This is a genomic window from Pseudomonas sp. RIT-PI-r, assembly GCF_001297015.1.
In the GTDB taxonomy this organism is placed as follows: domain Bacteria; phylum Pseudomonadota; class Gammaproteobacteria; order Pseudomonadales; family Pseudomonadaceae; genus Aquipseudomonas.
In genome coordinates this window covers 102,116-128,384 of record NZ_LIGE01000029.1, presented here as the reverse complement: position 1 = coordinate 128,384, position 26,269 = coordinate 102,116, and the positions used below count along the sequence as shown (strand labels likewise).

Annotated in this window: 31 protein-coding genes and 1 pseudogene; 7 read left to right on the top strand and 25 right to left on the bottom strand. The window is 60.0% G+C overall.

Annotated elements, in window-relative coordinates; translation table 11 throughout:
* Window positions 1-108: 108 nt before the first annotated feature.
* Complete coding sequence (locus AK821_RS17880) at window positions 109-1,107, top strand: sulfate ABC transporter substrate-binding protein (RefSeq protein ID WP_064390890.1); 999 nt, start codon at window positions 109-111, stop codon at window positions 1,105-1,107.
* A 255-nt stretch (window positions 1,108-1,362) separates the two neighbouring features.
* On the opposite strand, the gene AK821_RS17875 is transcribed toward AK821_RS17880, so the two are convergent.
* Window positions 1,363-1,974, bottom strand: coding sequence for a DUF5666 domain-containing protein (locus AK821_RS17875; protein WP_064390889.1), 612 nt, complete (start codon window positions 1,972-1,974; stop codon window positions 1,363-1,365).
* A 241-nt stretch (window positions 1,975-2,215) separates the two neighbouring features.
* Here AK821_RS17875 and AK821_RS17870 point away from each other — a divergent pair, with 241 nt between their 5' ends.
* Entirely contained in the window at window positions 2,216-3,403 is a 1,188-nt protein-coding gene (locus tag AK821_RS17870) for an MFS transporter (RefSeq protein WP_064390888.1), read from the top strand.
* Between the two features lie 69 nt (window positions 3,404-3,472).
* On the opposite strand, the gene AK821_RS17865 is transcribed toward AK821_RS17870, so the two are convergent.
* Both AK821_RS17865 and AK821_RS17860 read right to left on the bottom strand, forming a co-directional pair.
* Entirely contained in the window at window positions 3,473-3,877 is a 405-nt protein-coding gene (locus AK821_RS17865) for a type II toxin-antitoxin system HicB family antitoxin (RefSeq protein ID WP_064390887.1), read from the bottom strand.
* Window positions 3,877-4,089: a type II toxin-antitoxin system HicA family toxin gene (locus tag AK821_RS17860; RefSeq protein WP_064390886.1), complete on the bottom strand. Its 213-nt coding sequence runs from the start codon at window positions 4,087-4,089 to the stop codon at window positions 3,877-3,879. Before AK821_RS17860 ends, AK821_RS17865 begins: the two co-directional genes overlap by 1 nt.
* Window positions 4,090-4,274: 185 nt before the next feature.
* Here AK821_RS17860 and AK821_RS31195 point away from each other — a divergent pair.
* The 3 genes and pseudogenes from AK821_RS31195 to AK821_RS17850 all read left to right on the top strand — a co-directional run.
* Window positions 4,275-4,353: pseudogene (locus AK821_RS31195) on the top strand (SDR family oxidoreductase); the annotation flags it as partial.
* Between the two features lie 241 nt (window positions 4,354-4,594).
* Complete coding sequence (locus AK821_RS17855; RefSeq protein WP_007919953.1) at window positions 4,595-5,062, top strand: helix-turn-helix domain-containing protein; 468 nt, start codon at window positions 4,595-4,597, stop codon at window positions 5,060-5,062.
* Window positions 5,063-5,143: 81 nt separating this feature from the next.
* A complete protein-coding gene (locus tag AK821_RS17850) occupies window positions 5,144-5,647 on the top strand; it encodes a PIN domain-containing protein (protein ID WP_007919956.1) in 504 nt (167 codons plus the stop codon).
* Window positions 5,648-5,703: 56 nt separating this feature from the next.
* Here AK821_RS17850 and AK821_RS17845 read toward each other — a convergent pair whose 3' ends face one another.
* The 10 genes from AK821_RS17845 to ccmA all read right to left on the bottom strand — a co-directional run bounded on the left by AK821_RS17845 (window position 5,704) and on the right by ccmA (window position 13,079).
* On the bottom strand, window positions 5,704-6,108 hold the full coding sequence (locus AK821_RS17845) for a hypothetical protein (protein WP_007919958.1): 405 nt from the start codon (window positions 6,106-6,108) through the stop codon (window positions 5,704-5,706).
* A 25-nt stretch (window positions 6,109-6,133) separates the two neighbouring features.
* Window positions 6,134-7,336, bottom strand: a complete 1,203-nt coding sequence (gene ccmI, locus AK821_RS17840) for a c-type cytochrome biogenesis protein CcmI (RefSeq protein WP_064390885.1) — start codon at window positions 7,334-7,336, stop codon at window positions 6,134-6,136.
* Window positions 7,333-7,803, bottom strand: coding sequence for a cytochrome c-type biogenesis protein (locus AK821_RS17835; RefSeq protein WP_064390884.1), 471 nt, complete (start codon window positions 7,801-7,803; stop codon window positions 7,333-7,335). Before AK821_RS17835 ends, ccmI begins: the two co-directional genes overlap by 4 nt.
* On the bottom strand, window positions 7,800-8,336 hold the full coding sequence (locus tag AK821_RS17830; RefSeq protein WP_016987490.1) for a DsbE family thiol:disulfide interchange protein: 537 nt from the start codon (window positions 8,334-8,336) through the stop codon (window positions 7,800-7,802). The genes AK821_RS17835 and AK821_RS17830 overlap by 4 nt, the downstream gene beginning before the upstream one ends.
* Entirely contained in the window at window positions 8,333-10,321 is a 1,989-nt protein-coding gene (locus AK821_RS17825; protein WP_064390883.1) for a heme lyase CcmF/NrfE family subunit, read from the bottom strand. The genes AK821_RS17830 and AK821_RS17825 overlap by 4 nt, the downstream gene beginning before the upstream one ends.
* Before the next feature lie 3 nt (window positions 10,322-10,324).
* Window positions 10,325-10,780, bottom strand: a complete 456-nt coding sequence (ccmE, locus tag AK821_RS17820; protein WP_064390882.1) for a cytochrome c maturation protein CcmE — start codon at window positions 10,778-10,780, stop codon at window positions 10,325-10,327.
* Window positions 10,777-10,953 (bottom strand): heme exporter protein CcmD, encoded by a 177-nt coding sequence (gene ccmD, locus AK821_RS17815; protein WP_064390881.1) that lies wholly within the window; start codon window positions 10,951-10,953, stop codon window positions 10,777-10,779. Before ccmD ends, ccmE begins: the two co-directional genes overlap by 4 nt.
* Window positions 10,950-11,705 (bottom strand): heme ABC transporter permease, encoded by a 756-nt coding sequence (locus tag AK821_RS17810; protein ID WP_064390880.1) that lies wholly within the window; start codon window positions 11,703-11,705, stop codon window positions 10,950-10,952. The genes ccmD and AK821_RS17810 overlap by 4 nt, the downstream gene beginning before the upstream one ends.
* Window positions 11,706-11,778: 73 nt before the next feature.
* Complete coding sequence (gene ccmB, locus AK821_RS17805) at window positions 11,779-12,447, bottom strand: heme exporter protein CcmB (RefSeq protein ID WP_034151525.1); 669 nt, start codon at window positions 12,445-12,447, stop codon at window positions 11,779-11,781.
* A complete protein-coding gene (gene ccmA / locus AK821_RS17800; RefSeq protein WP_064390879.1) occupies window positions 12,444-13,079 on the bottom strand; it encodes a cytochrome c biogenesis heme-transporting ATPase CcmA in 636 nt (211 codons plus the stop codon). The genes ccmB and ccmA overlap by 4 nt, the downstream gene beginning before the upstream one ends.
* A 197-nt stretch (window positions 13,080-13,276) precedes the next feature.
* Between ccmA and fliK the strand changes: the two genes are divergently transcribed.
* A complete protein-coding gene (gene fliK / locus AK821_RS17795; RefSeq protein WP_064390878.1) occupies window positions 13,277-14,851 on the top strand; it encodes a flagellar hook-length control protein FliK in 1,575 nt (524 codons plus the stop codon).
* Complete coding sequence (locus AK821_RS17790; protein WP_064390877.1) at window positions 14,848-15,177, top strand: EscU/YscU/HrcU family type III secretion system export apparatus switch protein; 330 nt, start codon at window positions 14,848-14,850, stop codon at window positions 15,175-15,177. The genes fliK and AK821_RS17790 overlap by 4 nt, the downstream gene beginning before the upstream one ends.
* Window positions 15,178-15,274: 97 nt before the next feature.
* On the opposite strand, the gene AK821_RS17785 is transcribed toward AK821_RS17790, so the two are convergent.
* From AK821_RS17785 to fleN, 12 genes are all read right to left on the bottom strand, one after another.
* Entirely contained in the window at window positions 15,275-15,667 is a 393-nt protein-coding gene (locus AK821_RS17785) for a DUF2802 domain-containing protein (RefSeq protein WP_008083419.1), read from the bottom strand.
* Window positions 15,668-16,153, bottom strand: coding sequence for a chemotaxis protein CheW (locus tag AK821_RS17780; RefSeq protein WP_007919980.1), 486 nt, complete (start codon window positions 16,151-16,153; stop codon window positions 15,668-15,670).
* A gap of 90 nt (window positions 16,154-16,243) precedes the next feature.
* Window positions 16,244-17,203 (bottom strand): CheW domain-containing protein, encoded by a 960-nt coding sequence (locus AK821_RS17775; RefSeq protein WP_064390876.1) that lies wholly within the window; start codon window positions 17,201-17,203, stop codon window positions 16,244-16,246.
* A 116-nt stretch (window positions 17,204-17,319) separates the two neighbouring features.
* Window positions 17,320-18,108: a ParA family protein gene (locus tag AK821_RS17770; RefSeq protein WP_007919990.1), complete on the bottom strand. Its 789-nt coding sequence runs from the start codon at window positions 18,106-18,108 to the stop codon at window positions 17,320-17,322.
* Window positions 18,109-18,151: 43 nt separating this feature from the next.
* On the bottom strand, window positions 18,152-19,042 hold the full coding sequence (motD, locus tag AK821_RS17765; RefSeq protein ID WP_064390875.1) for a flagellar motor protein MotD: 891 nt from the start codon (window positions 19,040-19,042) through the stop codon (window positions 18,152-18,154).
* Between the two features lie 12 nt (window positions 19,043-19,054).
* Window positions 19,055-19,795 (bottom strand): flagellar motor protein, encoded by a 741-nt coding sequence (locus AK821_RS17760; RefSeq protein WP_008077689.1) that lies wholly within the window; start codon window positions 19,793-19,795, stop codon window positions 19,055-19,057.
* The gene (locus AK821_RS17755; RefSeq protein WP_064390874.1) at window positions 19,795-20,943 is read right to left on the bottom strand and encodes a protein-glutamate methylesterase/protein-glutamine glutaminase; all 1,149 of its coding nucleotides are present in this window, start codon (window positions 20,941-20,943) and stop codon (window positions 19,795-19,797) included. Before AK821_RS17755 ends, AK821_RS17760 begins: the two co-directional genes overlap by 1 nt.
* A gap of 49 nt (window positions 20,944-20,992) precedes the next feature.
* Complete coding sequence (locus AK821_RS17750; RefSeq protein ID WP_064390873.1) at window positions 20,993-23,263, bottom strand: chemotaxis protein CheA; 2,271 nt, start codon at window positions 23,261-23,263, stop codon at window positions 20,993-20,995.
* Window positions 23,264-23,316: 53 nt separating this feature from the next.
* On the bottom strand, window positions 23,317-24,105 hold the full coding sequence (locus AK821_RS17745; RefSeq protein ID WP_007920000.1) for a protein phosphatase CheZ: 789 nt from the start codon (window positions 24,103-24,105) through the stop codon (window positions 23,317-23,319).
* An 18-nt stretch (window positions 24,106-24,123) separates the two neighbouring features.
* The gene (locus AK821_RS17740; RefSeq protein WP_024012118.1) at window positions 24,124-24,495 is read right to left on the bottom strand and encodes a chemotaxis response regulator CheY; all 372 of its coding nucleotides are present in this window, start codon (window positions 24,493-24,495) and stop codon (window positions 24,124-24,126) included.
* Between the two features lie 166 nt (window positions 24,496-24,661).
* Complete coding sequence (gene fliA / locus AK821_RS17735; protein ID WP_007920004.1) at window positions 24,662-25,402, bottom strand: RNA polymerase sigma factor FliA; 741 nt, start codon at window positions 25,400-25,402, stop codon at window positions 24,662-24,664.
* On the bottom strand, window positions 25,399-26,229 hold the full coding sequence (gene fleN, locus AK821_RS17730; protein ID WP_003222917.1) for a flagellar synthesis regulator FleN: 831 nt from the start codon (window positions 26,227-26,229) through the stop codon (window positions 25,399-25,401). Before fleN ends, fliA begins: the two co-directional genes overlap by 4 nt.
* Between the last annotated feature and the right edge of the window lie 40 nt (window positions 26,230-26,269).

Genomic DNA, 26,269 nt, shown 5'->3' with positions numbered 1-26,269 from the left:
GCAAAGAGCTTTTTAATCTTTAAACGACTATGCGTGCCCCGTTATAGTCAGTGGCAATTGAACATCACCCCCCCCCCCGATACATACGCAAACAACAAGGAATGCGCAGTGAAAAAACTCTTTGGCGCCTCACTTCTCGCCGCCGGCCTGGCCTTGGCCAACATCGCCCAGGCAGCCCCGACGCTGCTCAACGTTTCCTACGACGTGATGCGCGATTTCTACAAGGACTACAACACTGCGTTCCAAAAACACTGGCAAGCCGAGCACAACGAAAACATCACCGTGCAGATGTCCTTCGGCGGTTCGAGCAAGCAAGCGCGCTCGGTGATCGATGGCCTGCCGGCTGACGTCATCACCATGAACATGGCCACCGACATCAACGCCCTCGCCGACAACGGCAAACTGGTTCCGGAGAACTGGGTCACGCGCCTGCCGAACAACAGCGCGCCGTTCACTTCGGCCACCGTGTTCATCGTGCGCAAAGGCAACCCGAAAGCCCTGAAAGACTGGCCGGATCTGCTCAAGGACGGCGTGCAAGTGATCGTGCCAAACCCGAAAACCTCGGGTAATGGCCGCTACACCTACCTGTCGGCCTGGGGTTATGTGCTGAAGAACGGCGGCGACGAGAACAAGGCCAAGGACTTCGTCGGCAAACTGTTCAAGCAGGCGCCAGTGCTGGACACCGGTGGCCGCGCCGCCACCACCACGTTCATGACCAACCAGATCGGCGACGTGCTGGTGACCTTCGAAAACGAAGCCGAAATGATTGCCCGCGAGTTTGGTCGTGATCAGTTTGAAGTGATCTACCCGAGTGTTTCCGCTGAAGCCGAGCCACCGGTGTCGGTGGTCGACAAAGTGGTCGACAAGAAAGGCTCGCGTGCGGCGGCGGATGAATACCTGAAGTTCCTGTGGTCGCCGGAAGGTCAGGAAATTGCGGCGGCGAACTACCTGCGCCCGCGTGATCCGGCGGGGTTGGCGAAGTACACCGATCGCTTCCCGAAAGTTGACTTCCTTTCGGTGGAGAAGACCTTTGGTGACTGGCGTACAGTGCAGAAGACTCACTTCAATGATGGTGGGGTTTTTGATCAGATTTATAGCGGGCAGTAAGGTTTAAGCTGACATGAAAAAGGCGATCCGCAAGGGTCGCCTTTTTTGTGGGCGCTTTACCCTCACCCCAGCCCTCCCGAAACGTCGGACCGCCCAGAGGGAGAGGGGGCCAACCGTGGGATGCTCAAAAGATTTTCCGACCTGAAAGTGCTGCTGTGAATCCATAATCGCTGCAAGTCTTTCAGGTCGATGTATAGCGCCAGACACCTCGGTCAGTCCCCTCTCCCTCCGGGAGAGGGCTAGGGTGAGGGGCTTCTACATCGGCGGCGTCACCCCGTCCTTCCCCGCAGAAATCGACTGCGCCGTCAGCGTGCCATCCGCGCTCTGCGTCACGAACGTCACAATCTTCACCCCAACCTTCAGCAAACTCCGATCCCCCGGCACCAGATTGACGATCGGCACATCCTCCGGCACCAGTATCTTTTGCTGTCCGCCCTTGTAGTTCACCGTCAGCACCCGCCCGTTGCTCACCACCAGATCGCCGACGCTGCCATTGGTCATGCTGCTGCCCTTGGCCAGATCGAACGGCCGATGACCATCGCCACTTCCGGCCAATTCCGGCGGAAACACATGCACTTCCAGCGCCTTGAGCGTGCCATCTTCCTGGGGCATTGCCGCCGAACCAATGTAGCTGCCGGGTTTGATGTCTTCGATATTGGCCAGAGTAACGGCGCGAACCTTGGTGTCGCCAGTTAACTGGATCACCACGTTCTCACCACTGTTGACGTGGACTTTCAAGCTGTCGGCGCTGACCCCGGTGATCTCACCGCGCACGCCGAGGCGCATGCCGGGGGCATCAGCAGCCTGCACGCTCATCGCGCCCAGCAGGCTGATCAGGACAATCGTTGCAGTAAGGCGAAGCTTCATGGCAATCCTCCGGTGATGAACGTGAACAAGCCGATGCAAACATAAGCACGCTATCGAACAGGATGTAAGTGAATGTATCATCGACCCTCAACGGTCGGACGCAAGGTCCGCCGATGAATGACAGCAGATTGCACACGGTCATTCCGCAACGGAATAACTGATATCAACCGCCGGCGTCTTTTGCCCGCGCGGTTTGTCCCATAGCCTCACTGCATTCCCTTTCGCTGGATCGAGAAACCTTATGACCACCACCACTCACGCAATGACCCGAGGCATGGTGCTGCTGTTCGCCTTCTGCTGCGGCGCCATTGTTGCCAACATCTACTACGCACAGCCGATAATCGGTCTGATCGCGCCGGACATCGGTCTCTCCGACACCATGGCCAGCTTCATCGTCTCGCTGACGCAGATCGGTTATGCGCTGGGCCTGTTCTTCCTGGTGCCGCTGGGCGATCTGCTGGAAAACCGCCGGTTGATGATCATCACCACGGGGGTGGCGATTGCCAGCCTGTTGGCGGCGGCGTTTACCGATCAACCGAATGTGTTTTTGCTGATCTCTTTGTTGGTGGGCTTCAGTTCGGTGTCGGTGCAGATTCTGATTCCACTCGCGGCGCATTTGGCGCCGGAAGAATCTCGTGGCCGTGTAGTAGGCGGGATCATGGGCGGTTTGTTGCTGGGTATTTTGCTGGCACGGCCGGTGTCGAGCGTGGTTGCCGACCACTTGGGCTGGCGGGCGATGTTCATGATTGCTGCCGCATTGATGGCGGCGATCAGCGTCGTGCTGGCATTGACCGTACCCAAGCGACAACCGGATCACAGCGCCACCTACGGCCAACTGATCGGTTCACTGTGGACACTCCTGCGCCAGCAACCGGTACTGCGCCAACGGGCGTTTTATCAGGGCTGCATGTTCGCCGCGTTCAGTCTGTTCTGGACCGCTGTGCCGCTGGAACTGGCGCGTAACCATGGCCTGTCGCAAAGCGAAATCGCGATCTTTGCTTTGGTCGGTGCCATTGGTGCCATCGCCGCACCGATCAGCGGACGCCTGGCCGACGCCGGCCACACCCGCATCGCTTCGCTGCTGGCCATGCTGTTCGCCAGCCTGAGCTTCCTGCCCGCCTTCATTCACCCGGCTTACAGCGTCATCGGCCTGGCCGTGACCGGCGTGGTGCTCGATTTCTGCGTACAAATGAACATGGTGCTCGGCCAACGCGCGGTCTACTCACTGGACGCGAAAAGCCGTGGCCGTTTGAACGCGCTGTACATGACCAGCATCTTCATCGGCGGCGCCTTCGGCTCGTCCGTGGCCAGTGCGGTGTATGAGCATGGCGGCTGGTTGTGGATCGTGATTGTCGGCAGTGCGTTCCCGCTGTTGGCATTGTTGCGGTTTTTGAGTGTTTCGCAGCGTGGTTCATTGGCGACTGCGTGAAGCGTCAAAAGCTTCGCGAGCAGGCTCGCTCCCACAGGTTATTCACTGAGCCTGGGGGAGCGAGGAAGCTTAATAACGAACCAGTTTCTCCATTGCCGCATCCGCCAGAAAGGAGGAGCGGCTTTTGACATTGTGTTCGCGCACATAACGATCGATGCGCTGAATCACGTAACCGGGCAGCGTTACGTTGACCTTCTCGGTCTTGCCCAGATACGGCGAAATGTCCAGCTCGAGCATGCCCCATCCCATATCGGCAAAGTCCGGATTACTGCGATGAGCAGATGCCGAAGTCGGCATAGGAATCGACTCCCCGTCTGCCGCGATCTCCTGCAGCATGATGTGGGCGACTTCAACCGCAGCCTTGTAGGCATCTTCAAAGCTATCCCCTGCCGTTACTGCGCCGGGAATATCAGGGATCTGAATACCGATGGCGGTATTTTCATCACCCCATTCGATGCAGATTGGATATTGCATTACGGATCTCCTTCATAACTGGCTGGCGGGTTGTACAACCCGGCACGCCTCCTGATGCTTTTGACCGTCCCCAGTGGCAAATCCTTTTTCGGGTGAGGAACGGGAATCGTGTACGGGTTGTATCGGTGCCTGAAGATGTGATGACTGCCAGTGACCCGATCCAGCGTCCAGCCTGCATCCTCCAACTCCTTGATCAATAGCCTGCTCTGCACCAACCGCCTCCTTGCCTTGGTCTCACAAAAATAACTCTAGAGTTATATTTACTCAAGCATAGAAATTCTGGAAGCGACGCCCGGTTGTTTTACAGAATGTGATTGATTGCATCGCAACCGGACCCGATTACACTCAGCGGCTCACATCCAAAGCCCTGAACAATGGAAGACCAGAAGGGATTGTTATGGCAATGGCAGTTTCTACCTTCAGAACAGAGTGGCTTCATCACCGGGCAGACATTGTTCGTCGATGGCGGCTCCTAGGTCGGTAAAGCCTCGTTTTAATCAATACGACTCCCCTGTAGGAGTGGACGCTGCCGGATAACGATGTGTGGGCGGTTTTTCCGACGGGGCAGATGGCGAGTGCCAAGGCAAGGGCGATTGTTGAGTGTGTCCACGGGCTTCTAGTGAGCAACCATTGACGCGTAACGTTTCGTTTATTGCGATTTTCGTTTAATTCGAATAACGTCCCGACATTGTCTTTTCAGAAAGCTGGAAAACCATCATGTCGATTGTTATTCATCCGCCGGTCACCCTCCCCGTAGAGCGCGAGATCAAAGCCGCCATCGAGGGCCAGCGTGCCTTGGCCGCTTACCTCGCTACCCAATTCGAAACCCAGCACATACATATCTTCGATGAGCAGAACGAAGCTCATCGTGTCGAGTTGCCAACGTCCGCCCTGCGCTTGCTTGCTGACATTCTTACAGCGCTGGCAGAGGGCAACGCCGTTAAAGTCGTGCCAGTACACGCCGAACTGACCACCCAAGAAGCCGCCGACCTGCTCAACGTCTCACGCCCGCACATGATTAAACTGCTGGAAAGTGGCGAGATTTCCTACCACAAAACCGGCAAGCACCGACGTGTGCGCTTTGCCGATCTGATGGATTATAAGACCCGGCGTGACAGCGCCAGCGAGCAGGCAATGATGCTTCTCGCAGAGCAGGCACAAGCGTTAAGGACAGGTTACGAGTGAGGCATTCCTCTTTCACTGCTGCCTCGCCAATAAAGAGCCGATGCATGTGTTTTGTACCCAGCCCCATTGAGAGACTTTTTGATGTGGTTAGCCCTCTCAGGGCTATTCCGGGCACGATGGACCAAGGAGATTCACGGCGAATGGAAACGCAATCTGTTGAAGAACCGCACTGACCTGACAATCGAGCAATTGGATCGCACCTCGGAGCTGATGGATCAGGCGATTCCCGATGCCTGCGTCTACGACTATGAAAATTTGGTCAGTGGATTGTCATTGCCCGATCTGGATGACCGCCATGTTCTGGCAGCAGCGATTCGTTGCAATGCTGGCGTGATCGTGACGTTTAATTTGAAAGATTTTCCCGACAAATACCTCGCCCCTTTCGGTATTGAGGCGCAACACCCGGATGAGTTCGTCGAAAACCTGTTTCATCTGGATTCGGCAGCCGTTGTCGCAGCCGCGCAGCACCAACGCAAACAATTGAAAACACCCACGATGGACGTCGAATCGTTTCTGAGTTTGCTACAACGTCAGGGGTTGAAGAAGTCGATTCAAGCGCTCGGCAGCTACCGCGCGATCCTGTGAAATCACCAGCGCAATCGACAGACAAAAAAAGGCGATCCGAAGATCGCCGTTTTCATTTACTGCCCGAATTTCTTGCCCAACCCCGGTGGCACGCCGTGGATGTTGGTGTCTTCCCACGGGCCGTTGGGGCTGACGGACCGGCTCCAGCCGTTGTTCCAGCGGTAGTAGGTGCGCTGGCGGTAGAAGGTGTTGGTCTGGTCGTCGAGGACGTAGACGCCGAGTTTCTGATCCCAGTGGCTGTTGCCGCCCGGTGGTGGGGCGAAACTGGCCGAGGTGCGCGGCACGGGTTTGGCCGGTTTCGCCGGGATGCTTTTGCCTGGGGTCGGCGAAGTCGACGGGGTCGGGCTCGGTTGCGACGGCGGAATCGGCGGCAGGTTGGTGGTCGGTTCCGGTCGTTGCACCGCACATGCACTCAAGCCCAGGGCCAGTGTGAGGACTGTGATTCGGGCGATGGTGTGCATGGCGGTGCTTTCCTGTTGTGTCCGGCTATTTGTCCGGGCTGTCGATGGTCAGTTTTTGTAGCGCAGTGGTGCTGCTGGCCAGTGGGCCGCTGCGACCGACCCACTCGCCGGCAGTCGGTTGGCCGGCGCGGGAGATGCGCGCAACCAGTTGGACTTCAGGGAAGTTCGACAGTTTCAACTGCGGCATCATTGCGTCGGCATCGCCCAGTTCGACGGTCACCGGCAGATCGGCCACGGTCAGGCGCTTGGCCGCCAGCGGTGCCGGCGGGCCGGACGTGGCGCGGGCGAAGATGAACACGCTGTCACCCGGCTGCACTTTGCCTTTGGGCTCGCTGGCCAGATCGACGCTGACTTTCAACAGCGCGGTTTTTGCGGCTACCGGCGCCTGAGCGACTTTGCCGCCACTGGCTGCCAGACGCTCGGCGGCACGTTTGATCCCGCCTTGCAGCGCGGCGCGGGAACTGTCCTCCGGCGGCAGTTGCGCCAGCAAGCGGTTCCAGTAATCGATGGCTTGCTGATAACGCTCGCCTTCGAACGCAGCGATGCCGAGCAGACCGAGGCTGGTGACTTCTTTCGGATCAGCCTTCAGCGCTTCGTCGGTCAACGCCTGGATCTTTGCCGACCACTTTTTGCCGTCAGCAAAATACTGCGCCTGCGCCCATTGACCGAGCAGTTCCGGTTGACGTCCGGCCAGATTGGCAGCGCGTTCGAACATCTTTGCTGCGTCCGCCGGACGCTCTTGCGCCATGTAGGTACGGCCGAGGAAATACAGGCCTTCGGCAGAGTCCGGCTGTGCCGCGACGGCACGCTCCAGACGCTGGGTCATCTCTTCCATCGACTGCGGTGCCTGGGCGAATTCGCGGGTCAGTTCGACCGTGTCGGCAGCACCGAAATGCAGATACAGGCCTAGGCCCAACACTGGCACCAGAACTGCCGCCAGCAGCGGCAACGGCTTGCCCAATCGGGAAACCCGCGGCGCGGCAACGCCTTCGGTATCCGCGAGCAATTCACGCGCAGCCTCGGCGCGGCCGCTGTCCATTTGCGCAGCGTCGAGCACGCCTTCGGCCTGTTGCGCTTGCAACTCGGCGACACGCTCCTGATACAACGCGACGTTCAGGGCAGTCCGATCCTCTTCACGCTGGGCGCGACGTTCGCGCAGCACCGGGATCAGCAGAAAACTCAGGGCGACCAGAAGCAACAGCCCTGCGGCAAGCCAGAAATCAATCATTCTTGGTTTTTATCCAACAGTTGGTCGAGGCGCTGACGCTCTTCGCTGGACAGCGCTTGCGGAGTTTCGGCGCGCTGACCGCGACGACGGCGGACGATCACCGCGATCACCACCAGACCACCGAGCAGCAGGCCGGCCGGGCCGAACCACAGCAGCGCAGTCTTGGCGTTGAGCGCCGGTTTGTAGCGGACGAAATCACCGTAGCGATCGACCATGAAATCGATGATCTGCTGATTGTCCTTGCCCTCGCCGAGCATGCGGAAAATCTCTTTGCGCAGGTCGGCGGCAATCGGCGCGTTGGAGTCAGCGATGTCCTGGTTCTGGCACTTGGGGCAGCGCAGCTCTTTGGTCAGCTCGCGGAAACGCTCACGGTCGCCTTCTTTGGCGAACTCGTAGGTGTCGATGGCGGCATGGGCAACACCGACCAGACTCAAACCCAATACCAGCGCAGCCATAAAGCGCTTCATGGCTTGGCCTCATCGACCAGCGCCTGATACTTGGCCGCGAGTTTTTCGCGCCAGACCTGCTCGTCGATCACGCCGACATACTTGTCGCGGATGATGCCCTTGGCGTCGATGAAGAAGGTCTCCGGCGCGCCGTAGACACCGAGATTGAGGCCCAGCGAGCCTTCGTCGTCACGAATGTCCAGCACGTACGGATTGTGGAATTCGGCCAGCCACTTCAAGGCATCGGCATTGGTGTCCTTGTAGTTGATGCCGTAGATCACCACGCCGCGCTCGGCGAGTTTGTTCAGCACCGGATGCTCGACCCGGCAGGAAATGCACCAGGTGCCCCAGACGTTGACCAGCGCCGGTTTGCCGAGAATGTCGGCCTTGGTCAGGCTCTTGTCGCCCTGCACGTTTGGCAGGGAAAACTCCGGGAACGGCTTGTTGATCATCGCCGACGGCAACTCCGCCGGATCGAGGTACAGACCGCGATAAAGAAATACCGCCACCAGCAGGAAAATCGCCAGTGGCACCAGCATCAACCAACGTCTCATGCAGCCGCTCCCGTCATGCCCAGGGCTTCACGCACCTTGGCTTTCACCTTGACCCGATAACGTCGATCCAGCGCCGCCAGCAAACCACCGAACCCGGTGAGCAGACCGCCGAACCAGATCCAGCGCACGAACGGTTTAACGTGCACCCGAACCGCCCACGCGCCGTTGTCCAGCGGCTCGCCCAATGCGACATACAAGTCACGAGTGAAACCGGCGTCGATGCCCGCTTCGGTCATCACCGAGTTCTGCACGGTGTACAGACGTTTTTCCGGGTGCAGCACGCTGACTTCCTTGCCGTCACGAATGACCCGAATCGTGCCTTTGTCGGAAGTGAAGTTCGGCCCTTCGAAGTGCTTGGCGCCTTCGAAGACGAAGTGATAACCGGCCAGGTCCATCGACTCGCCCGGCGCCAGACGCAGATCGCGTTCGGCACTGTTCTGACTCGACAACACCACGCCCAGCGCACACACGGCGATGCCGAGGTGGGCGATCTGCATGCCCCAATAACTGCGGGTCAGGGTCGGCAGGCCTTTGATCAGGCCCTTGTGGCGAGTCTTGTCGAAAATGTCGCGTACACCGGCGAGCAACACCCATGCGGCGAGCAGGAAAGTCGCGATCACTGCCCAATTGAAATCGCCATAAGCGACACCGGCAACCACCGCCAGCGCGACGCTGCCGAGCAGCACTGGCGTGAGCATGCCGGCCAGCCACTTCACCGGCGTGTCCTTCCAACGGACGATCACGCCGACCGCCATGACCAGCATCAGCAGCGCCATCAACGGAATGAACAGCGCGTTGAAGTACGGTGGGCCGACCGACATCTTGGCGCCGCTGAGGGCATCGAGAATCAGCGGGTACAGCGTGCCCAGCAGAATCATCGACGCGGCCACCACCAGCACCAGGTTGTTGCCCAGCAGCAGGGTTTCCCGCGACCACAGGTTGAAGCCGACCTGACTCTTCACGACCGGTGCGCGCAGGGCGAACAGCGTCAGCGAGCCGCCGACCACAAACAACAGGAAGATCAGGATAAACACGCCGCGCTCGGGATCGGAGGCAAACGCGTGCACTGAGGTCAGTACACCGGAACGTACGAGGAACGTCCCGAGCAGGCTCAGTGAGAACGCGGCAATCGCCAGCAACACCGTCCAGCTCTTGAACACGCCACGTTTTTCCGTGACCGCCAGCGAGTGGATCAGCGCGGTGCCGACCAGCCATGGCATGAACGAGGCGTTCTCCACCGGGTCCCAGAACCACCAACCGCCCCAGCCGAGTTCGTAATAGGCCCACCACGAACCGAGGGTGATGCCGATGCCGAGGAAGGCCCAGGCGACGATGGTCCATGGACGCGACCAGCGTGCCCACGCCGCATCAAGACGACCGCCCATCAACGCGGCGATGGCGAAAGCGAAGGCTACCGAAAAACCGACGTAACCCATGTACAACATCGGCGGGTGCACGATCAAGCCGATGTCTTGCAACAGTGGATTGAGGTCAGCGCCGTTACTGGGCATTTGCGGCAGGATACGTTTGAACGGGTTGGACGTGAGAATCAGGAACAGCAGGAAACCGGTGCTGATCATGCCCATCACCGCCAGCACCCGCGCCAGCATGACTTGCGGCAACTGTCGGGAGAACACCGACACCGCGAAGGTCCAGCCGCCGAGGATCAGGGCCCACAGCAGCAACGACCCTTCATGGGCGCCCCACACCGCACTGAATTTGTAATACCACGGCAACGCGGTGTTGGAGTTGTTGGCCACATAGGCGACGGAGAAGTCGTCGGTCATGAACGCGTAGGTCAGAATGCCGAACGCGAACAGCAAAAAGGCAAACTGCCCCCATGCGGCCGGCTGGGCCAGACTCATCCAGAAACGGTCACCGCGCCATGCCCCAACCAATGGCACCACGGCCTGCACCAGCGCAAAGCACAGCGCCAGAATCATCGCCAGGTGGCCCAACTCAGGAATAAAAATCGCCGACGTCATCGATCAACCCTCCTTTGCAGGCATTGGTGCGGATTGACCGCTGTCTTTCAAGGCTTTGGTCACTTCCGGCGGCATGTACTTCTCGTCGTGCTTGGCCAGCACTTCATCGGCTACCACTACGCCATCGGCGTTGATCTTGCCCAGCGCCACAATGCCCTGCCCTTCGCGGAACAGATCCGGGAGGATGCCGCGATAGGCGATGGTCACGGATTTGTTGAAGTCGGTGACGACGAATTTGACGTCGAGCGAATCCGGCGAGCGTTGCAACGAGCCGGCCTCAACCATGCCGCCAGCGCGGATCCGCGTGTCTTGCGGTGCTTCGCCATTGGCGATCTGGGTCGGGGTGTAGAACAGATTGATGTTCTGCTGCAGGGCGCTGAGGGCCAAACCGACGGCAGCGCCGACCCCGACCAGAATGGCCAGAATGATGATCAGACGTTTCTTGCGCAGCGGATTCACTTGCCGTTCTCCCGGCGCAGACGACGCGCCTCTTGTTGCAGATACCGCTTGCGGGCCAGGATCGGCGCCGCCACGTTGAAAGCCAGCACCGCCAGACAGATGCCATAGGCCGACCAGACATACAGGCCATGATGGCCCATGGCGAGGAAGTCGCCGAATGAAGCAAAACTCATCGAGCGGCCTCCAGGCTGCGCTGCACTTGTTCTTTCACCCAACTGGCGCGGGCTTCGCGCTTGAGTACTTCGAGGCGCATGCGCAGCAACAGCACGGTGCCGAAGAAGCAGTAGAAACCCAGCACGGTCAGCAACAGCGGCAGCCACATCTCGGCGGGCATCGCCGGTTTTTCCGTGAGGGTGAAGGTCGCGCCCTGGTGCAGGGTGTTCCACCACTCCACCGAATATTTGATGATCGGGATGTTGATCACACCGACGATGGCCAGCACCGCGCAGGCCTTGGCGGCGCTGTCACGGTTGCTGATGGCATTGCCCAGCGCGATCACGCCGAAATACAGGAACAGCAGAATCAGCATCGAGGTCAGGCGCGCGTCCCAGACCCACCACGAGCCCCAGGTCGGCTTCCCCCAGATCGCCCCGGTGACCAGCGCCACGGCGGTCACCCACGCGCCGACCGGTGCGGCGCCCTGCAGGGCGACGTCGGCCAGTTTCATTTTCCCCACCAGCCCCCCCACACCGCAAACCGCCAGCATCACGTAGATCGACTGAGCGAGCATCGCGGCGGGTACGTGGATGTAGATGATGCGAAAACTGTTGCCTTGCTGATAATCCGGCGGCGCGAAGCCCAGGCCCCAAACGACGCCGACGCCAATCAGCAGCAACGCTGCGATGCTCAACCACGGCAGGAACTTGCTGCTGATGCCGTAGAACCACTTGGGCGAGCCGAGCTTGTGAAACCAGGTCCAGTTCATACTGTTTCCATCACGGATGCTCTTCGCTATGAAGAGCCAGGGTCTTTACTGATCAAAAAATGATCAGACCTCATTATTCGCCGACGCTGATCTTCAGGCCAGCGGCTATTGCAAAGGGTGTCAGGGTGATCGCCAGAGCGGTCAGGCTACCAAGCCACAGCAGATACCCGGTCGCCGGCATGCCTTGGAGGGCGGCCTGCAAGGCGCCACTGCCGAGGATCAACACCGGGATGTACAACGGCAGAATCAGCAGCGCCAGCAACAGGCCGCCACGTTTCAAACCGACCGTCAATGCCGCGCCCACCGCGCCGAGCAAGCTCAGCACTGGTGTGCCCAACAACAACGAAAGCAGCAAAACCGGCAGGCAGGCGACGGGCAAACCGAGCATCAACGCCAGCAAGGGTGAGAGCAAAACCAGAGCCAGACCGGAGAAAAGCCAGTGTGCCAGCACCTTGGCCAAGACCAGAAGTGGCAGCGGGTGCGACGAAAGGACCCACTGTTCCAGGGAGCCGTCTTCGAAATCACTGCGGAAAAGCCCGTCCAGCGAGAGCAGGACCGACAAAAGCGCCGCCACCCAGACTAACCCGGGGGACAGGTTTTGCAACACTTGAGTTTCCGGGCCGACGGCCAGCGGGAACAAAGCAATGACGATAGCGAAAAAAATCAGCGGATTGGCGAGTTCCGCCGGGCGGCGAAACAGCAGTCGGGATTCACGGGCAACCAGCAGGCCAAACACACTCATACTGCCCAGTTCCCCAGATCGATGTCGCGATAACCGGCCGGCATCCGGCTCAGTGTGTGGTGCGTGGTCAAGACCACCAGACCGCCGCGCTCACAGTGTCCGGCCAGATGTTCTTCGAGTTGCGCCACGCCCTGCTTGTCGAGGGCGGTAAACGGCTCATCGAGAATCCACAGCGGCGGGCTGTCCAGATACAGGCGCGCCAGCGCCACGCGGCGTTGCTGACCGGCAGAAAGACTGTGGCAGGGAACATCTTCGAAACCGCGCAATCCTACTGCTGCCAAGGCTTGCCAGATGGCGTCGCGTTCGGCGGGATGATGCAGGGCGCAGAGCCAGGAGAGGTTCTCTTCCGGGGTCAGTAGATCCTTGATCCCGGCGGCGTGGCCGATCCACAGCAGGTTGCGTGCAAGTTCGCTGCGCTGTTCGGTCAGCGGCCGGCCATTGAGCAGGACCTGACCGTCGGTCGGCTGCATCAACCCGGCCAGCAAACGCAATAAACTGGTTTTACCGCTGCCGTTGGGCCCGCTGATCTGCACCATATCGCCACTGGCGAGTCTCAATTCGAGATTTTCGAAGAGCAGCCGCAGATCACGCTCACACGCGAGGGCAACGGTTTGCAGGACAGGACTGGTCAAGGGATCACGGGCCTTATACGGTTCAAGTCGGCTCTGGCGCGGCCGTTAAAGAGGTGCAGCATAAATGCATTGACGGCTCGATCCAGAGAGCTGGGTCAAACAATTGCTATGTTTTTTATTCGAAGCGCAAGACGGGCGGCATTATACATGGCGTGCCTTACTCTCAAGAGTGCATTTTCCTCAGGTTGTGTCCGCGTATGACAGGCGAAATGAACATCCTCCCGCTCCCGCCCACCACCCCGGCGACGGTTCGCCCGCAGGTGGGTGAACTGCTCAAGCTGCTGACACCGGTCGAGGGCTTGATCGGCGCCGGGCAAAGCGCCAAGGCTGAGGTGTTGTCGCTCAAACAGGCGGATCAGACCTTTCAGTTATTGCTCAAGGTGACTGTCGACGGCGGCCGCCAGACCACCGTGCAAGCGACCAGCAACCTGCCGTTGCCGCAAGGCACCAGTCTGGCGATCACTCAGCCCTCGGCGGGCAACCTGGCGATTACCGTGCAGCAAGCGATTGCCAGCAGCGTCGCCGCCCTCACCCGCATCGACACCGCGCAATTGCCGGTCGGCACGCTGCTGCAAGGCAAAGTGCTGACCTCGCAGGCGCTGCCACAGACGCCGGGGCAAGCAGCAGTGTTTCGCTCATTGGTCAGTCTGCTCAACACCGCACAGAGCGGCAGCACGCTGACCATCGACAGCCCGCAGCCGCTGCGCATTGGCACCCTGCTGTCGGCATTGGTCGAAGATACACAAACCCTGAAATTCCTGCCCATGAGCAGCCGCCAGGAACAACTGGCCGTCAGTCAGCAACTGCTCGGCCAGCAAAGTCGTCAGGCATCCCTGACAGGGTTGCTGAATGCTTTGCAGAATCTGCCGAGCGATACCGATCAGACATCGCAGGATTTACGCGCGGTGGTCGACAAACTCCTTGCCAGCCTCCCGGACGTGCAACAACTGAGCACCGCCAAAGGCGTCGCACTGGCGCTGGCCAACAGCGGCGCGTTCCTCGAAGCCAAACTGCTGACCGGACAAACCCCGACGCTGGCCCCGGACATGAAAGCCGATCTGCTCAAGCTGATCGCGCAACTGACCCCGGGCCTGCCGAGCAGCACCAGTTTCAACGCGATCATCGCCGCCAACACCCTGGCGCCAGCGCTGCCGAGTTTCGTCCGCAACGCCCTCGGCATGCTCGGTCAGGTCAGCGCGAAACCCGTACCAAGCAGCTTCCCCCTGCCCGAGCGCTTGCTGCAAAGTCTGGACGGCGAAGGCGATCTGGAACAATTGCTGCGACTGGCCGCCGCTGCGGTTTCGCGCCTGCAGAGCCATCAGCTGTCGAGCCTGGAACAGACCGGCGTCACCGACGACGGACGCCTGCTCAGCACCTGGCAACTGGAAATCCCCATGCGCAACCTGCAAGACATCGTGCCGCTGCAGGTCAAGTCCCAGCGTGAAGAAGCGCCGGAGCGCGAACCGCAACCGAACGAGCGTCGCGATGAGCGCGAGCCGAAACAGCAACTGTGGCGTGTAGACCTCGCATTCGACATGGAGCCGCTCGGGCCGATGCAGATTCAGGCGCAGTTGATCGCTGGCAGCCTGTCGAGCCAACTGGGGGCCGAACGGCCGTACACCGCTGACCTGATCGAAAACAACCTGTTCGCCCTGCGCCAGCGCCTGCTTGATCGCGGGTTGAACGCCGGCGCCATCGACTGCCATCTCGGCCCCCCGCCGCAAGGCAACCAAACCCGTCTCGAACATCGCTGGGTCGACGAAACCGCATGAACGATTCCACTGCCCCACGCCAGGCCATCGCCCTCAAATATGACGGCAACCACGCGCCGACGCTCACTGCCAAGGGTGACGAAGAACTGGCCGAAGAAATTTTGCGCATTGCTCGCGATTGCGAAGTGCCGATCTATGAGAACGCCGAGTTGGTGCGCTTGTTGGCGCGGATGGAACTGGGCGACAGCATTCCCGAGGAGCTGTACCGGACGATCGCCGAGATCATCGCGTTTGCGTGGAATCTGAATGGCAAATTCCCTGAGGGGCAGGACCCGAATGCGCCGATGGTCGAGAAGGACGTCACCGAGCGTGGGGATGATTATTAAGCCCTGAAAGCAAAAGATCGCAGCCTTCGGCAGCTCCTACAGGAAAACGCATTCCAATGTAGGAGCTGCCGAAGGCTGCGATCTTTTGATCTTGCTGCTAGTTCTTGTGAAGCTTGCGCATCAACTCCGCCTCAGCCTGGGTCAACCCACACGACTGAGTCAGCTCATCAACGCTCGCACCCATGCCCACCAGTTTCGCCGCCTGGGCGAATGACAGGCTCGATGGATCGCGCTGTTCCAGCTGAACGATCTTGTCCGGCAACGGGCTCACCACCGCACGCAACTCGTGCAGCGCTTCGCCCATGCGCACATTACCGTTCTGGTAATCGTCAACACGTTTGGCCAGGTCCTTGATGCGCTGATCACGCAGCGCATCGCCCTGAGCCTGTTGTGCGGCAATCACTTTTTGCGCCTTGATGTACGACACAAACATTGCCAGTGTGCCTGCCCAGAATAGGAACAGGACAATGACCGCAACTTCGAGAATCAATCAGATATTCTCCAGGTCCGACCATTCTTCTTCGCTCATCATCTTGTCCAGCTCGACCAGGATCAGCAACTCGTTGTTCTTGTTGCACACGCCCTGGATGAACTTGGCCGACTCTTCGTTACCGACGTTCGGCGCGGTCTCGATTTCCGACTGACGCAGGTAAACCACTTCGGCCACGCTGTCGACCATGATGCCAACGACTTGCTTGTCGGCTTCGATGATGACGATACGGGTGTTGTCACTGATCTCGCCGCTGTTCAGGCCGAAGCGCTGGCGGGTGTCGATCACGGTGACCACGTTACCGCGCAGGTTGATGATGCCCAGCACATAGCTTGGCGCGCCCGGCACCGGAGCGATCTCGGTGTAGCGCAGCACTTCCTGCACGCGCATCACGTTGATGCCGTAGGTTTCGTTATCCAGTTTGAAGGTAACCCATTGCAGGATCGGATCTTCAGAACCTTTTGCATTCGTCGCCTGACTACTCATACCCTGACCCCTCGAAAAAACCGCGCTGGGCGGTGTGTGTTCTGTGTGGCGGCATTCAACAATGCCGTCGCCTGATTGTTATGTCGGCTGCTATGTCGGTTTATGTAGCGGCTTGTGGCCGCCGAGGTGCTTTGCCCCACCGCTGGCGATCAACTCGGCCAGTGCGGAAACGTCAAGCAATGCACACATGTGCTCAATCACGGTGCCGGCGAGCCATGGCCGCTGACCCCTGTGACTTCTCCCTTTGATTTCATTCGGGTCCAGGCGCAACGAGCGGCTGACCTGATGCACCGCCAGCCCCCACTCGTAACCTTGTACCGAAATCACGTACTGCAAGCCCTGACGGAAGTCATCGCGATAGCGATCCGGCATGACCCAGCGCGCGGTGTCCAAGACTTTCAGATTGCCGGCCTGGCTCGGCAGGATCCCGAGGAACCATTCCGGCTGACCGAACAGCGGCGTCAGCTCGTGGCCGGCCAGCGAATAGATCGAGCCGAGGCACACCAGCGGCACCGCCAGCGTCAGGCCGGCGACGTCGAACAGCAGGCATTCGAAGGCTTCAGAGGCCCAGGCCGGGCGACCATCGGTTTCCACCGGTGGCGGCGTGTTGTTCGGCGGCAGATGCACTTCGACCAGCGGCGGGACCAGCGTCTGCTCGATCGGCGCGGGCGCAACCGGAGCTGGAGCGGGCTCGACCACGGCCGGTTCCGGCGCAGTTTTCAGCAGTTGGGTTTGCAGCAGCGGCGCCAAAGTCGAAACGGACGCGCGAACCGGCTCGGCTTCTTCAATCAATGTAACCGGTGCCTTGGCAACCGGTGCGGCGGCAGGCGCAACAACCGGCGCAACAGGCTTGGCGGCTTTCTGCGCATCACGCGCCTGCTCTTCCAGCACCGCTGCCTGGAACTCGTCCAGCGCCTCAGTGCTTTCGACAACTTCAGGCTGCGCCTCAATGACCGGCGGCAGCTCCTCAGGAATTTCCTGCAGCAAATTATCCAGATAAGACTGCAACGCCAATTGCGGCTTCGACGTCAACTTGAGCGGCCGATTCATACGCAACCCCAGGTAGGAGCTGCCGCAGGCTGCGATCTTTTGATCTTTTCAGGAACGCCACAAAGCAAGATCAAAAGATCGCAGCCTGCGGCAGCTCCTACAAGGTTCAACGTCATTCAAGCCACCTGCGGAACAAGTTGTTGCGCCAACAGGTGCTTGAGCAGCGCGCGATACGCCAGCACGCCACGGCTCTTGCCGTCGAATTGCGAAGGCGTGACACCGGCCCGGCTGGCGTCGCGCAGACGAGTATCGACCGGGATGTAACCCTGCCAGATCTCCTCGGGGAATTTGTCCCGCAGCACGCGCAAGGTATGCATCGATGCCTGTGTACGGCGATCGAACAGGGTCGGCACGATGCTGAACGGCAGCGCCTGTTTGCGCGAGCGGTTGATCATCGCCAGGGTGTTGACCATGCGCTCCAGACCTTTGACGGCCAGGTGTTCGGTCTGCACCGGGATCACCAGCTGCTGGCTCGCCGCAAGCGCATTGACCATCAGCACGCCGAGCAACGGCGGGCTGTCGATCACCGCGTAATCGAAGTCCTGCCACAGTTGCGCCAGACTCTTGGCGATCACCAGACCCAAGCCACTCTGCCCCGGCGACTGACGCTCAAGGGTTGCCAGTGCGGTGCTCGATGGCAGCAGGGAAATTCGCTCGTCGCTGGTCGACAACAGCAACTGCCCCGGCAGGCCTTGCGGCACGCTGCCCTTGTGCAGAAACAGGTCGTAGTTGCTGTGTTCCAGGCTGTCGGGATCGTAGCCGAAATAGCTGGTCATCGAGCCGTGGGGGTCGAGATCGACCACAACCACGCGCTTGCCCGCCTCGGCCAGCAATCCGGCTAAAGCGATGGAAGATGTGGTTTTACCGACACCACCCTTTTGATTGGCGACTGCCCAGACTCTCATTCAGTTCGTTCCTCCCGGCCGATATGCTCGACCGAGACATAGCTCAGCGTGTTAATGCGGGTGACGGAGAATTGACGGCACTCTCGCGTCCCGGCGTCTTGACCGGGGTCGGTGCAGTTTGTGTGCCAGCACGCTTCAACGCAGCGTCCGGTTGCGCATTGGCGGTTCCGGTGCCCGTGAGGCTGCGGCGCACATCGAGGTTTCGCGAGACCACCAGAACCACCCGGCGGTTTTTCCCCCGGCCTTCAGCGGTAGCGTTGTTGGCCACCGGTTGAAACTCGCCGTAACCCACCGATGCCAATCGGCCAGGGTTCACACCCTGCATCGCCAGCATGCGCACGATGCTCGCCGAGCGCGCCGAAGACAGCTCCCAGTTGGTCGGGTACTGCGCGGTGCGGATTGGCTGATCGTCGGTGAAGCCTTCAACGTGGATCGGGTTGTCGAACGGTTTCAGAATCGCCGCCACCTTGTCGATGATGTTGAAGGCGATGTCGCTCGGCATGGCATCGCCGCTGCCGAACAACAGGCTGGAGTTGAGTTCGATCTCGACCCACAGCTCGTTGCCACGCACAGTCATCTGGTTGGAGCTGATCAGGTCACCGAACGCGGCGCTGATGTCATCGGCGATGCTTTTCAGCGGATCGCTGGCGCCGGCGATACCGGCGTCGATCTGCTCGGCGTCCTTGACCAGTGGCTTGGCCGGGGTCACGGTTTTCGGTCGTTCGTCGCCGATCTGGATCGGTTTGAGCGCGCGATCGGAGTCTTTGAAGACGCCGACCAGCGCTTCGGAAATCTCTTTGTACTTGCCTTCGTTGATCGACGAAATCGAGTACATGACTACGAAGAACGCGAACAGCAACGTGATGAAATCCGCGTAGGACACCAGCCAGCGCTCGTGATTGACGTGTTCTTCCTGATGCCTGCGACGAGCCATGAGGTTATTCCCTTAATCCATGAAGCCTTGCAGCTTCAACTCAATGGAGCGAGGGTTTTCACCTTCGGCGATCGACAAAATGCCTTCCAACAACATTTCGCGATAACGCGACTGCCGCAACGCGATTGACTTCAATTTGGCTGCCACCGGCAGCAGGATCAGGTTGGCACTGGCCACGCCATAGATGGTCGCGACAAAAGCCACAGCAATGCCGCTGCCCAACTGGGTCGGATCAGCAAGATTGCCCATCACGTGGATCAGGCCCATCACCGCACCGATGATGCCGATGGTCGGCGCGTAACCGCCCATGCTTTCGAAGACTTTCGCCGCTTCAATGTCGCGCGCTTCCTGGGTGTAGAAATCCACTTCAAGGATGCTGCGGATCGCTTCCGGCTCAGCGCCGTCGACCAGCAGTTGCAGGCCTTTGCGCGAGTAGTTGTCAGGTTCGGCATCCGCCACGCCTTCCAGACCGAGTAGGCCTTCCTTGCGCGCAGTGAGGCTCCAGTTGACCACGCGATCAATGCCGCCGGCCAAGTCCACACGCGGCGGGAAGAAGATCCACGCCAGAATCTGCATGGCGCGTTTGAACGCGCTCATCGGCGATTGCAGCAGTGCGGCACCGATGGTGCCGCCCAGTACGATCAATGCCGCCGGGCCGTTGGCCAGCGCACCGAGGTGACCACCCTCAAGGTAGTTACCACCGATGATGGCGACGAACGCCATGATGATCCCGATAAGGCTTAAAACATCCATCAGATACACGCCTCGACAATGTGCTTGCCGATGTCGTCGAGGCTGTACACCGCGTCGGCGAGGTCAGCTTTGACGATAGCCATCGGCATGCCGTAGATCACGCAACTGGCCTCATCCTGCGCCCAGATCGAGCTGCCACCCTGCTTGAGCAGGCGCGCGCCTTCACGGCCATCGGCGCCCATGCCGGTCAACACCACCGCCAGAACTTTGTCGCCGTAGGACTTGGCTGCGGAACCGAAGGTGATGTCCACGCACGGCTTGTAATTCAAACGCTCGTCACCCGGCAGAATCTTCACCGCGCCACGGCCGTCGATCATCATTTGCTTGCCACCCGGTGCCAACAGCGCCAGGCCCGGACGCAGGATGTCGCCATCCTCGGCTTCCTTGACGCTGATGCGGCAGAGCTTGTCGAGACGTTCGGCAAAAGCCTTGGTGAACGCCGCCGGCATGTGCTGGATCAGCACGATCGGCGCGGGGAAGTTCGCTGGCAACTGCGTCAACACGCGTTGCAGCGCAACCGGGCCGCCCGTCGACGTACCAATGGCAACCAGTTTGTAGGCTTTGCGTTTCGGCGCGGGCGACGAAGCGCTGGCGGCCGGGGCGCGAGTCGGTGCCGGCGCTGGAGCCGGACGTGCCGGCGCGCTGGTGCTGTGACTGCTGCCGTGGCTGCCGAAACTCGACGGCGCCGGAGCAGGCGTCGGTGCTGGCGCAGCCACTGGAGCCGGCGCGCTGTAAGCACTGAAACGACGATTACTGCGCGAGATGCTATGGACCTTCTCGCACAGCAGTTGCTTGACCTTCTCGGGATTGCGCGAGATGTCTTCGAAATTCTTTGGCAGGAAATCCACCGCGCCGGCGTCCAGCGCATCGAGGGTGACCCGGGCGCCTTCGTGCGTCAGCGAGGAGAACATCAACACCGGGGTCGGGCAGCGCTGCATGATGTGCCGCACCGCCGTGATGCCGTCCATCATCGGCATCTCGTAGTCCATGGTGATCACGTCCGGCTTGAGTGCCAGCGCCTGATCGATCGCCTCTTTACCGTTGGTTGCGGTGCCGCCCACCTGAATGCTCGGATCCGCAGAAAGAATTTCCGAGACGCGGCGGCGGAAAAAACCCGAATCGTCCACCACCAGGACTTTGACTGCCATAAACACTCCATTAGGTGCAGCGGGACGTGATCGCCCCGCCGCCCCGGATTCAAATACGCCGTGCGGCGTAACGCTTGAGCATGCTTGGAACATCGAGAATCAGCGCGATGCGGCCGTCACCGGTAATGGTGGCGCCGGACATGCCCGGAGTGCCCTGCAGCATTTTGCCCAATGGCTTGATGACCACTTCTTCCTGGCCGACCAGTTGATCGACGACGAAGCCGATCCGCTGCGTGCCCACCGAAAGGATCACCACGTGGCCTTCACGCTGCTCTTCGTGAGCGGCGGAGCTGACCAGCCAGCGCTTGAGGTAGAACAATGGCAGCGCCTTGTCCCGCACGATCACCACTTCCTGACCGTCGACGACGTTGGTGGTCGACAGGTCGAGGTGGAAGATTTCGTTGACGTTGACCAACGGGAACGCAAACGCCTGATTGCCGAGCATGACCATCAGGGTTGGCATGATCGCGAGGGTCAGCGGCACCTTGATGACGATCTTCGAGCCCTGGCCCTTGGTCGAGTAGATGTTGATCGAACCGTTGAGCTGGGAAATCTTGGTCTTCACCACGTCCATGCCGACACCACGGCCGGACACATCGGAGATCTCGGTCTTGGTCGAGAAACCCGGGGCGAAAATCAGGTTGTAGCACTCGGTATCGCTCAAGCGATCGGCCGCGTCTTTGTCCATCACACCGCGTTTTACCGCGATGGCGCGCAGGACGTTCGGGTCCATGCCTTTGCCGTCATCGGAAATCGACAGCAGGATGTGGTCGCCTTCCTGCTCGGCCGCCAGCACCACGCGACCGCCACGGGCCTTGCCCGACGCTTCGCGTTCTTCCGGCGACTCGATGCCGTGGTCGACGGCGTTGCGCACCAAGTGGACCAGCGGGTCGGCCAGGGCCTCGACAAGGTTTTTGTCGAGGTCGGTTTCTTCACCCACCAGTTCCAGGTTGATCTCTTTCTTCAGCTGACGCGCCAGATCTCGAACCAGACGCGGGAAGCGCCCGAAGACCTTCTTGATCGGCTGCATCCGCGTCTTCATGACGGCGGTCTGCAAGTCAGCCGTGACCACGTCGAGGTTCGACACGGCCTTTTGCATGGCTTCATCGCCGCTGTTCAGGCCCAGGCGCACCAGACGGTTACGCACCAGTACCAGTTCGCCGACCATGTTCATGATTTCGTCGAGACGTGCGGTGTCGACGCGCACGGTGGTTTCGGCTTCGCTCGCCGGTTTTTCCGCTGGCGGTGTCGCCGGCGCACGGGCCGGAGCCGGTGCAGCAGCGGCAGCCGGTTTTGGCGCTTCGGCTTTCGGTTCAGGCTTGGCAACAGGCTTGGGCGCTGGCGCTGCGGCCGGCGCCTTGGCAGCAGGCGTGGCGACGGTCGAAGCACTGCCAGCAGCGGCGGTGCCGACTTCGGTGAACTTGCCTTTGCCGTGCAATTCGTCGAGCAGCGATTCGAACTCGTGATCGCTGATCAGATCGCTGCCGGCCGCCGCCGCAGCCGGTGCGGCTGGCGCAGGTGCCGAGGCAATCGCCGACTCCAGCGCATCCACGGCAAAGTTGCCCTTGCCGTGCAACTGATCGAGCAAGGCTTCGAATTCGTCGTCGGTGATGTCGGAGCTGTCGCCCTTGGCCGGTGCCGCAGGGACTGCTGCAACTGGCGCAACCGCGTCCACGGCGAACTGGCCCTTGCCGTGCAACTGATCGAGCAACGACTCGAACTCGGCATCGGTGATTTCATCGCTCGCGGCTTCATTGGCCGTTTGCGCAGGTGCAGCAGCGGCCGGGGCTTCGGCTTCGGCCTTGACGGCGTTCAGCGAATCCAGCAGCTGTTCGAATTCGTTATCGGTGATGTCGCCCGACGCGTCGCCTTCGACGACCAGTTCTTCGATCATCTCGGCCACCGGCGAAGCCGGAGCAGCGTCTGCCGATTGCGGTTCGGCCAGGCGCGCCAGGGCGGCCAGCAGTTCCGGGGTGGCAGCAGTGATCGGCGCACGCTCGCGGACTTCGCTGAACATGCTGTTCACCGCGTCCAGTGCTTCGAGGACAACGTCCATCAGTTCTGCATCAACGCGACGCTCACCCTTACGCAGGATGTCGAACACGTTTTCGGCGATGTGACAGCACTCCACCAGCTCATTGAGCTGAAGGAAGCCGGCGCCCCCTTTTACAGTGTGGAAACCGCGAAAAATTGCGTTGAGCAGATCTGCGTCATCCGGACGGCTTTCCAGCTCGACCAGTTGTTCGGACAGTTGCTCAAGAATCTCGCCGGCCTCAACCAGGAAATCCTGAAGGATCTCTTCATCGGCGCCGAAGCTCATTAATGGGGTGCTCCTACAGGTCTAAAAACCCAAAAAACCCAAATTCCAAAACTCTAGAATCCAAGGCTGGATAACAAATCGTCCACATCGTCCTGACCGGACACAACGTCTTCTCGTTTATCGGCATGAATCTGCGGACCTTCACCCTGCGAGAGATGTTTTTGTGGATCTTTTTCTGCAAGCATCGCGGCACGGTCATGTTCAATGCCCGCAAAGCGGTCAACCTGACTGGCCATGAGGACAAGTTTGAGCAAATTGCTTTCGACTTCGGTGACCAATTGGGTCACACGCTTGATCACCTGACCGGTCAGGTCCTGGTAATCCTGGGCCAGCAGGATGTCGTTGAGATTGCTCGACACCGCACGGTTGTCCGTGCTGCTGCGTGACAGAAAACCGTCGACCCGGCGCGCCAGTTCGCGGAACTCTTCAGCTCCGACTTCACGACGCATGAAGCGACCCCAATCGGCACTCAAGGTCTGGGCTTCATCAGCCAGACTGTTGACCACCGGCGTGGCGCTTTCCACCAGATCCATGGTGCGGTTGGCCGCGGCTTCTGTCAGCTTGACCACATAGCCCAGGCGTTCGGTGGCGTCGGTGATTTGCGACACTTCCTCGGCCTGCGGCATGTTCGGATCGATCTGGAAGTTGACGATCGCACTGTGCAGTTCACGTGTGAGCTTGCCCACTTCCTGGTACAGGCCACGGTCACGGGTCTGATTGAGCTCATGGATCAGTTGCACAGCGTCGCCGAACCTGCCTTTTTCAAGGCTCTCGACCAGTTCGACCGCGTGTTTTTTCAGGGTCGACTCGAAATCGCCCTGTGAAGATTCGTTATGCTCCATAGCTCCCCCGCGCGTTCATCAGCCGATGCGTTCGAAAATCTTCTCGATTTTGTCTTTCAACGCCTGAGCCGTGAAAGGTTTGACTACGTAGCCGTTCACACCGGCCTGAGCGGCTTCGATGATCTGCTCGCGCTTGGCTTCAGCCGTCACCATCAGTACCGGCAGGTGCTTGAGCTTTTCATCGGCACGCACGTGACGCAGAAGGTCGATACCGGTCATGCCCGGCATGTTCCAGTCCGTTACCAGAAAGTCGATGCTTCCGCTGTTGAGCACCGGGATGGCGGTAGTGCCATCGTCGGCCTCGACGGTGTTGGTGAACCCAAGATCACGCAGCAGGTTCTTGATGATCCGCCGCATCGTTGAGAAGTCATCAACGATGAGGATTTTCATGTCTTTGTTCAATTCGACCTCCAAGCAGTCTTAAACGCGCCCAGCACCTGGACGCGCCACTTCAATCAATCGGCGCAGCACTCAAAGACTGTCTGGAGCACAACAGAGCAAGACCGGTGCCGTTCATCACCGCACCAGCCTCGTTCGCAGTGTCCCCACACTGCCTTCAGCGCGCTCGCCACTCCCCCAAACGCCCCCGCAAACGGGCCGCGCACTGGCTGTGTAACTGGCTGACCCGCGATTCACTGACGCCAAGGACTTCACCGATTTCCTTGAGGTTCAGCTCTTCGTCGTAGTACAGCGCCAACACCAGTCGCTCACGCTCCGGCAAATTGGCAATCGCGTCCGCCAGCGCTGCCTGGAAGCGTTCATCCTCCAGATCGCGCGACGGCTCAAGATGAGCACTGGCGCCATCCTCGTGCAGCCCTTCGTGTTCGCCGTCCTGCAACAGGTCGTCGAAACTGAACAGGCGGCTGCCCAAGGTGTCATTCAAAATCCCGTAGTAATCGTCGAGACTCAATTGGAGTTCGGCTGCAACCTCGTGATCTTTAGCGTCACGGCCGGTTTTAGCTTCAATTGAGCGAATTGCGTCACTGACCATACGGGTATTGCGGTGAACCGAGCGTGGCGCCCAGTCCCCTTTGCGCACTTCGTCGAGCATCGCGCCGCGGATTCGAATGCCCGCGTACGTTTCGAAACTGGCGCCTTTGCTGGCGTCATACTTGGTCGAGACTTCGAGCAGGCCGATCATCCCGGCCTGGATCAGGTCTTCGACCTGCACACTCGCCGGCAACCGCGCCAGCAAGTGATAGGCAATGCGTTTGACCAGTGGCGCGTAACGCTCGATCAGCTCGTACTGAGCGTCGCGTGCCGACTTCTTGTAGTAATTCATACCGCTAGCGGTCATAACACGGGCCCTGCCGTTTGCTGCACGAGACGCTCGACGAAAAATTCAAGGTGGCCGCGCGGGTTGGCGGGCAGCGGCCAGGTGTCGACCTTCTGTGCAATGGCCTTGAACGCCAGCGCGCACTTGGAGCGCGGGAAGGCTTCGTAGACTGCACGCTGCTTCTGCACCGCTTTGCGTACGCTTTCGTCGTAAGGCACGGCGCCGACGTATTGTAGAGCGACGTCGAGGAAACGATCCGTGACCTTGGTCAACTTGGCGAACAGGTTGCGCCCTTCCTGCGGGCTCTGCGCCATGTTGGCGAGCACGCGGAAGCGGTTCATGCCGTAGTCGCGGTTGAGCAACTTGATCAGCGCGTAGGCGTCCGTGATCGAAGTCGGCTCGTCGCAGACCACCAGCAACACTTCCTGCGCTGCGCGCACGAAACTGACTACCGAGTCACCAATACCCGCAGCGGTGTCGATCACCAGTACGTCGAGATTGTCGCCGATGTCGCTGAACGCCTGAATCAGACCGGCATGTTGCGCCGGGCTCAGGTGGACCATGCTCTGCGTGCCGGACGCGGCCGGGACGATGCGAATGCCGCCGGGGCCTTGCAACAGGACGTCGCGTAGCTCGCAGCGGCCTTCGATGACGTCAGCCAGCGTGCGTTTAGGGGTCAGACCCAACAAAACGTCGACGTTCGCCAGTCCCAGGTCGGCGTCCAGCAGCATGACCCGACGGCCAAGCTCTGCCAGCGCCAGGGACAAGTTCACTGACACGTTAGTCTTGCCGACGCCACCTTTGCCGCCGGTCACCGCGATCACCTGTACGGGATGCATGCTGCCCATGTTATTTCTTTACCTTGTCTTGCATAGACGGAGGCCACAT

Excerpts from the sequence above, each read along its gene's own strand:
- AK821_RS17875 (WP_064390889.1), bottom strand. The coding sequence starts at position 1,974 with ATGAAGCTTCGCCTTACTGCAACGATTGTCCTGATCAGCCTGCTGGGC.
- AK821_RS17870 (WP_064390888.1), top strand. The coding sequence starts at position 2,216 with ATGACCACCACCACTCACGCAATGACCCGAGGCATGGTGCTGCTGTTC.
- AK821_RS17865 (WP_064390887.1), bottom strand. The coding sequence starts at position 3,877 with ATGCAATATCCAATCTGCATCGAATGGGGTGATGAAAATACCGCCATC.
- AK821_RS17855 (WP_007919953.1), top strand. The coding sequence starts at position 4,595 with ATGTCGATTGTTATTCATCCGCCGGTCACCCTCCCCGTAGAGCGCGAG.
- AK821_RS17850 (WP_007919956.1), top strand. The coding sequence starts at position 5,144 with ATGTGGTTAGCCCTCTCAGGGCTATTCCGGGCACGATGGACCAAGGAG.
- AK821_RS17845 (WP_007919958.1), bottom strand. The coding sequence starts at position 6,108 with ATGCACACCATCGCCCGAATCACAGTCCTCACACTGGCCCTGGGCTTG.
- ccmI (WP_064390885.1), bottom strand. The coding sequence starts at position 7,336 with ATGATTGATTTCTGGCTTGCCGCAGGGCTGTTGCTTCTGGTCGCCCTG.
- AK821_RS17835 (WP_064390884.1), bottom strand. The coding sequence starts at position 7,803 with ATGAAGCGCTTTATGGCTGCGCTGGTATTGGGTTTGAGTCTGGTCGGT.
- AK821_RS17830 (WP_016987490.1), bottom strand. The coding sequence starts at position 8,336 with ATGAGACGTTGGTTGATGCTGGTGCCACTGGCGATTTTCCTGCTGGTG.
- AK821_RS17825 (WP_064390883.1), bottom strand. The coding sequence starts at position 10,321 with ATGACGTCGGCGATTTTTATTCCTGAGTTGGGCCACCTGGCGATGATT.
- ccmD (WP_064390881.1), bottom strand. The coding sequence starts at position 10,953 with ATGAGTTTTGCTTCATTCGGCGACTTCCTCGCCATGGGCCATCATGGC.
- AK821_RS17810 (WP_064390880.1), bottom strand. The coding sequence starts at position 11,705 with ATGAACTGGACCTGGTTTCACAAGCTCGGCTCGCCCAAGTGGTTCTAC.
- ccmB (WP_034151525.1), bottom strand. The coding sequence starts at position 12,447 with ATGAGTGTGTTTGGCCTGCTGGTTGCCCGTGAATCCCGACTGCTGTTT.
- fliK (WP_064390878.1), top strand. The coding sequence starts at position 13,277 with ATGACAGGCGAAATGAACATCCTCCCGCTCCCGCCCACCACCCCGGCG.
- AK821_RS17790 (WP_064390877.1), top strand. The coding sequence starts at position 14,848 with ATGAACGATTCCACTGCCCCACGCCAGGCCATCGCCCTCAAATATGAC.
- AK821_RS17780 (WP_007919980.1), bottom strand. The coding sequence starts at position 16,153 with ATGAGTAGTCAGGCGACGAATGCAAAAGGTTCTGAAGATCCGATCCTG.
- AK821_RS17775 (WP_064390876.1), bottom strand. The coding sequence starts at position 17,203 with ATGAATCGGCCGCTCAAGTTGACGTCGAAGCCGCAATTGGCGTTGCAG.
- AK821_RS17770 (WP_007919990.1), bottom strand. The coding sequence starts at position 18,108 with ATGAGAGTCTGGGCAGTCGCCAATCAAAAGGGTGGTGTCGGTAAAACC.
- motD (WP_064390875.1), bottom strand. The coding sequence starts at position 19,042 with ATGGCTCGTCGCAGGCATCAGGAAGAACACGTCAATCACGAGCGCTGG.
- AK821_RS17760 (WP_008077689.1), bottom strand. The coding sequence starts at position 19,795 with ATGGATGTTTTAAGCCTTATCGGGATCATCATGGCGTTCGTCGCCATC.
- AK821_RS17755 (WP_064390874.1), bottom strand. The coding sequence starts at position 20,943 with ATGGCAGTCAAAGTCCTGGTGGTGGACGATTCGGGTTTTTTCCGCCGC.
- AK821_RS17750 (WP_064390873.1), bottom strand. The coding sequence starts at position 23,263 with ATGAGCTTCGGCGCCGATGAAGAGATCCTTCAGGATTTCCTGGTTGAG.
- AK821_RS17745 (WP_007920000.1), bottom strand. The coding sequence starts at position 24,105 with ATGGAGCATAACGAATCTTCACAGGGCGATTTCGAGTCGACCCTGAAA.
- AK821_RS17740 (WP_024012118.1), bottom strand. The coding sequence starts at position 24,495 with ATGAAAATCCTCATCGTTGATGACTTCTCAACGATGCGGCGGATCATC.
- fliA (WP_007920004.1), bottom strand. The coding sequence starts at position 25,402 with ATGACCGCTAGCGGTATGAATTACTACAAGAAGTCGGCACGCGACGCT.
- fleN (WP_003222917.1), bottom strand. The coding sequence starts at position 26,229 with ATGGGCAGCATGCATCCCGTACAGGTGATCGCGGTGACCGGCGGCAAA.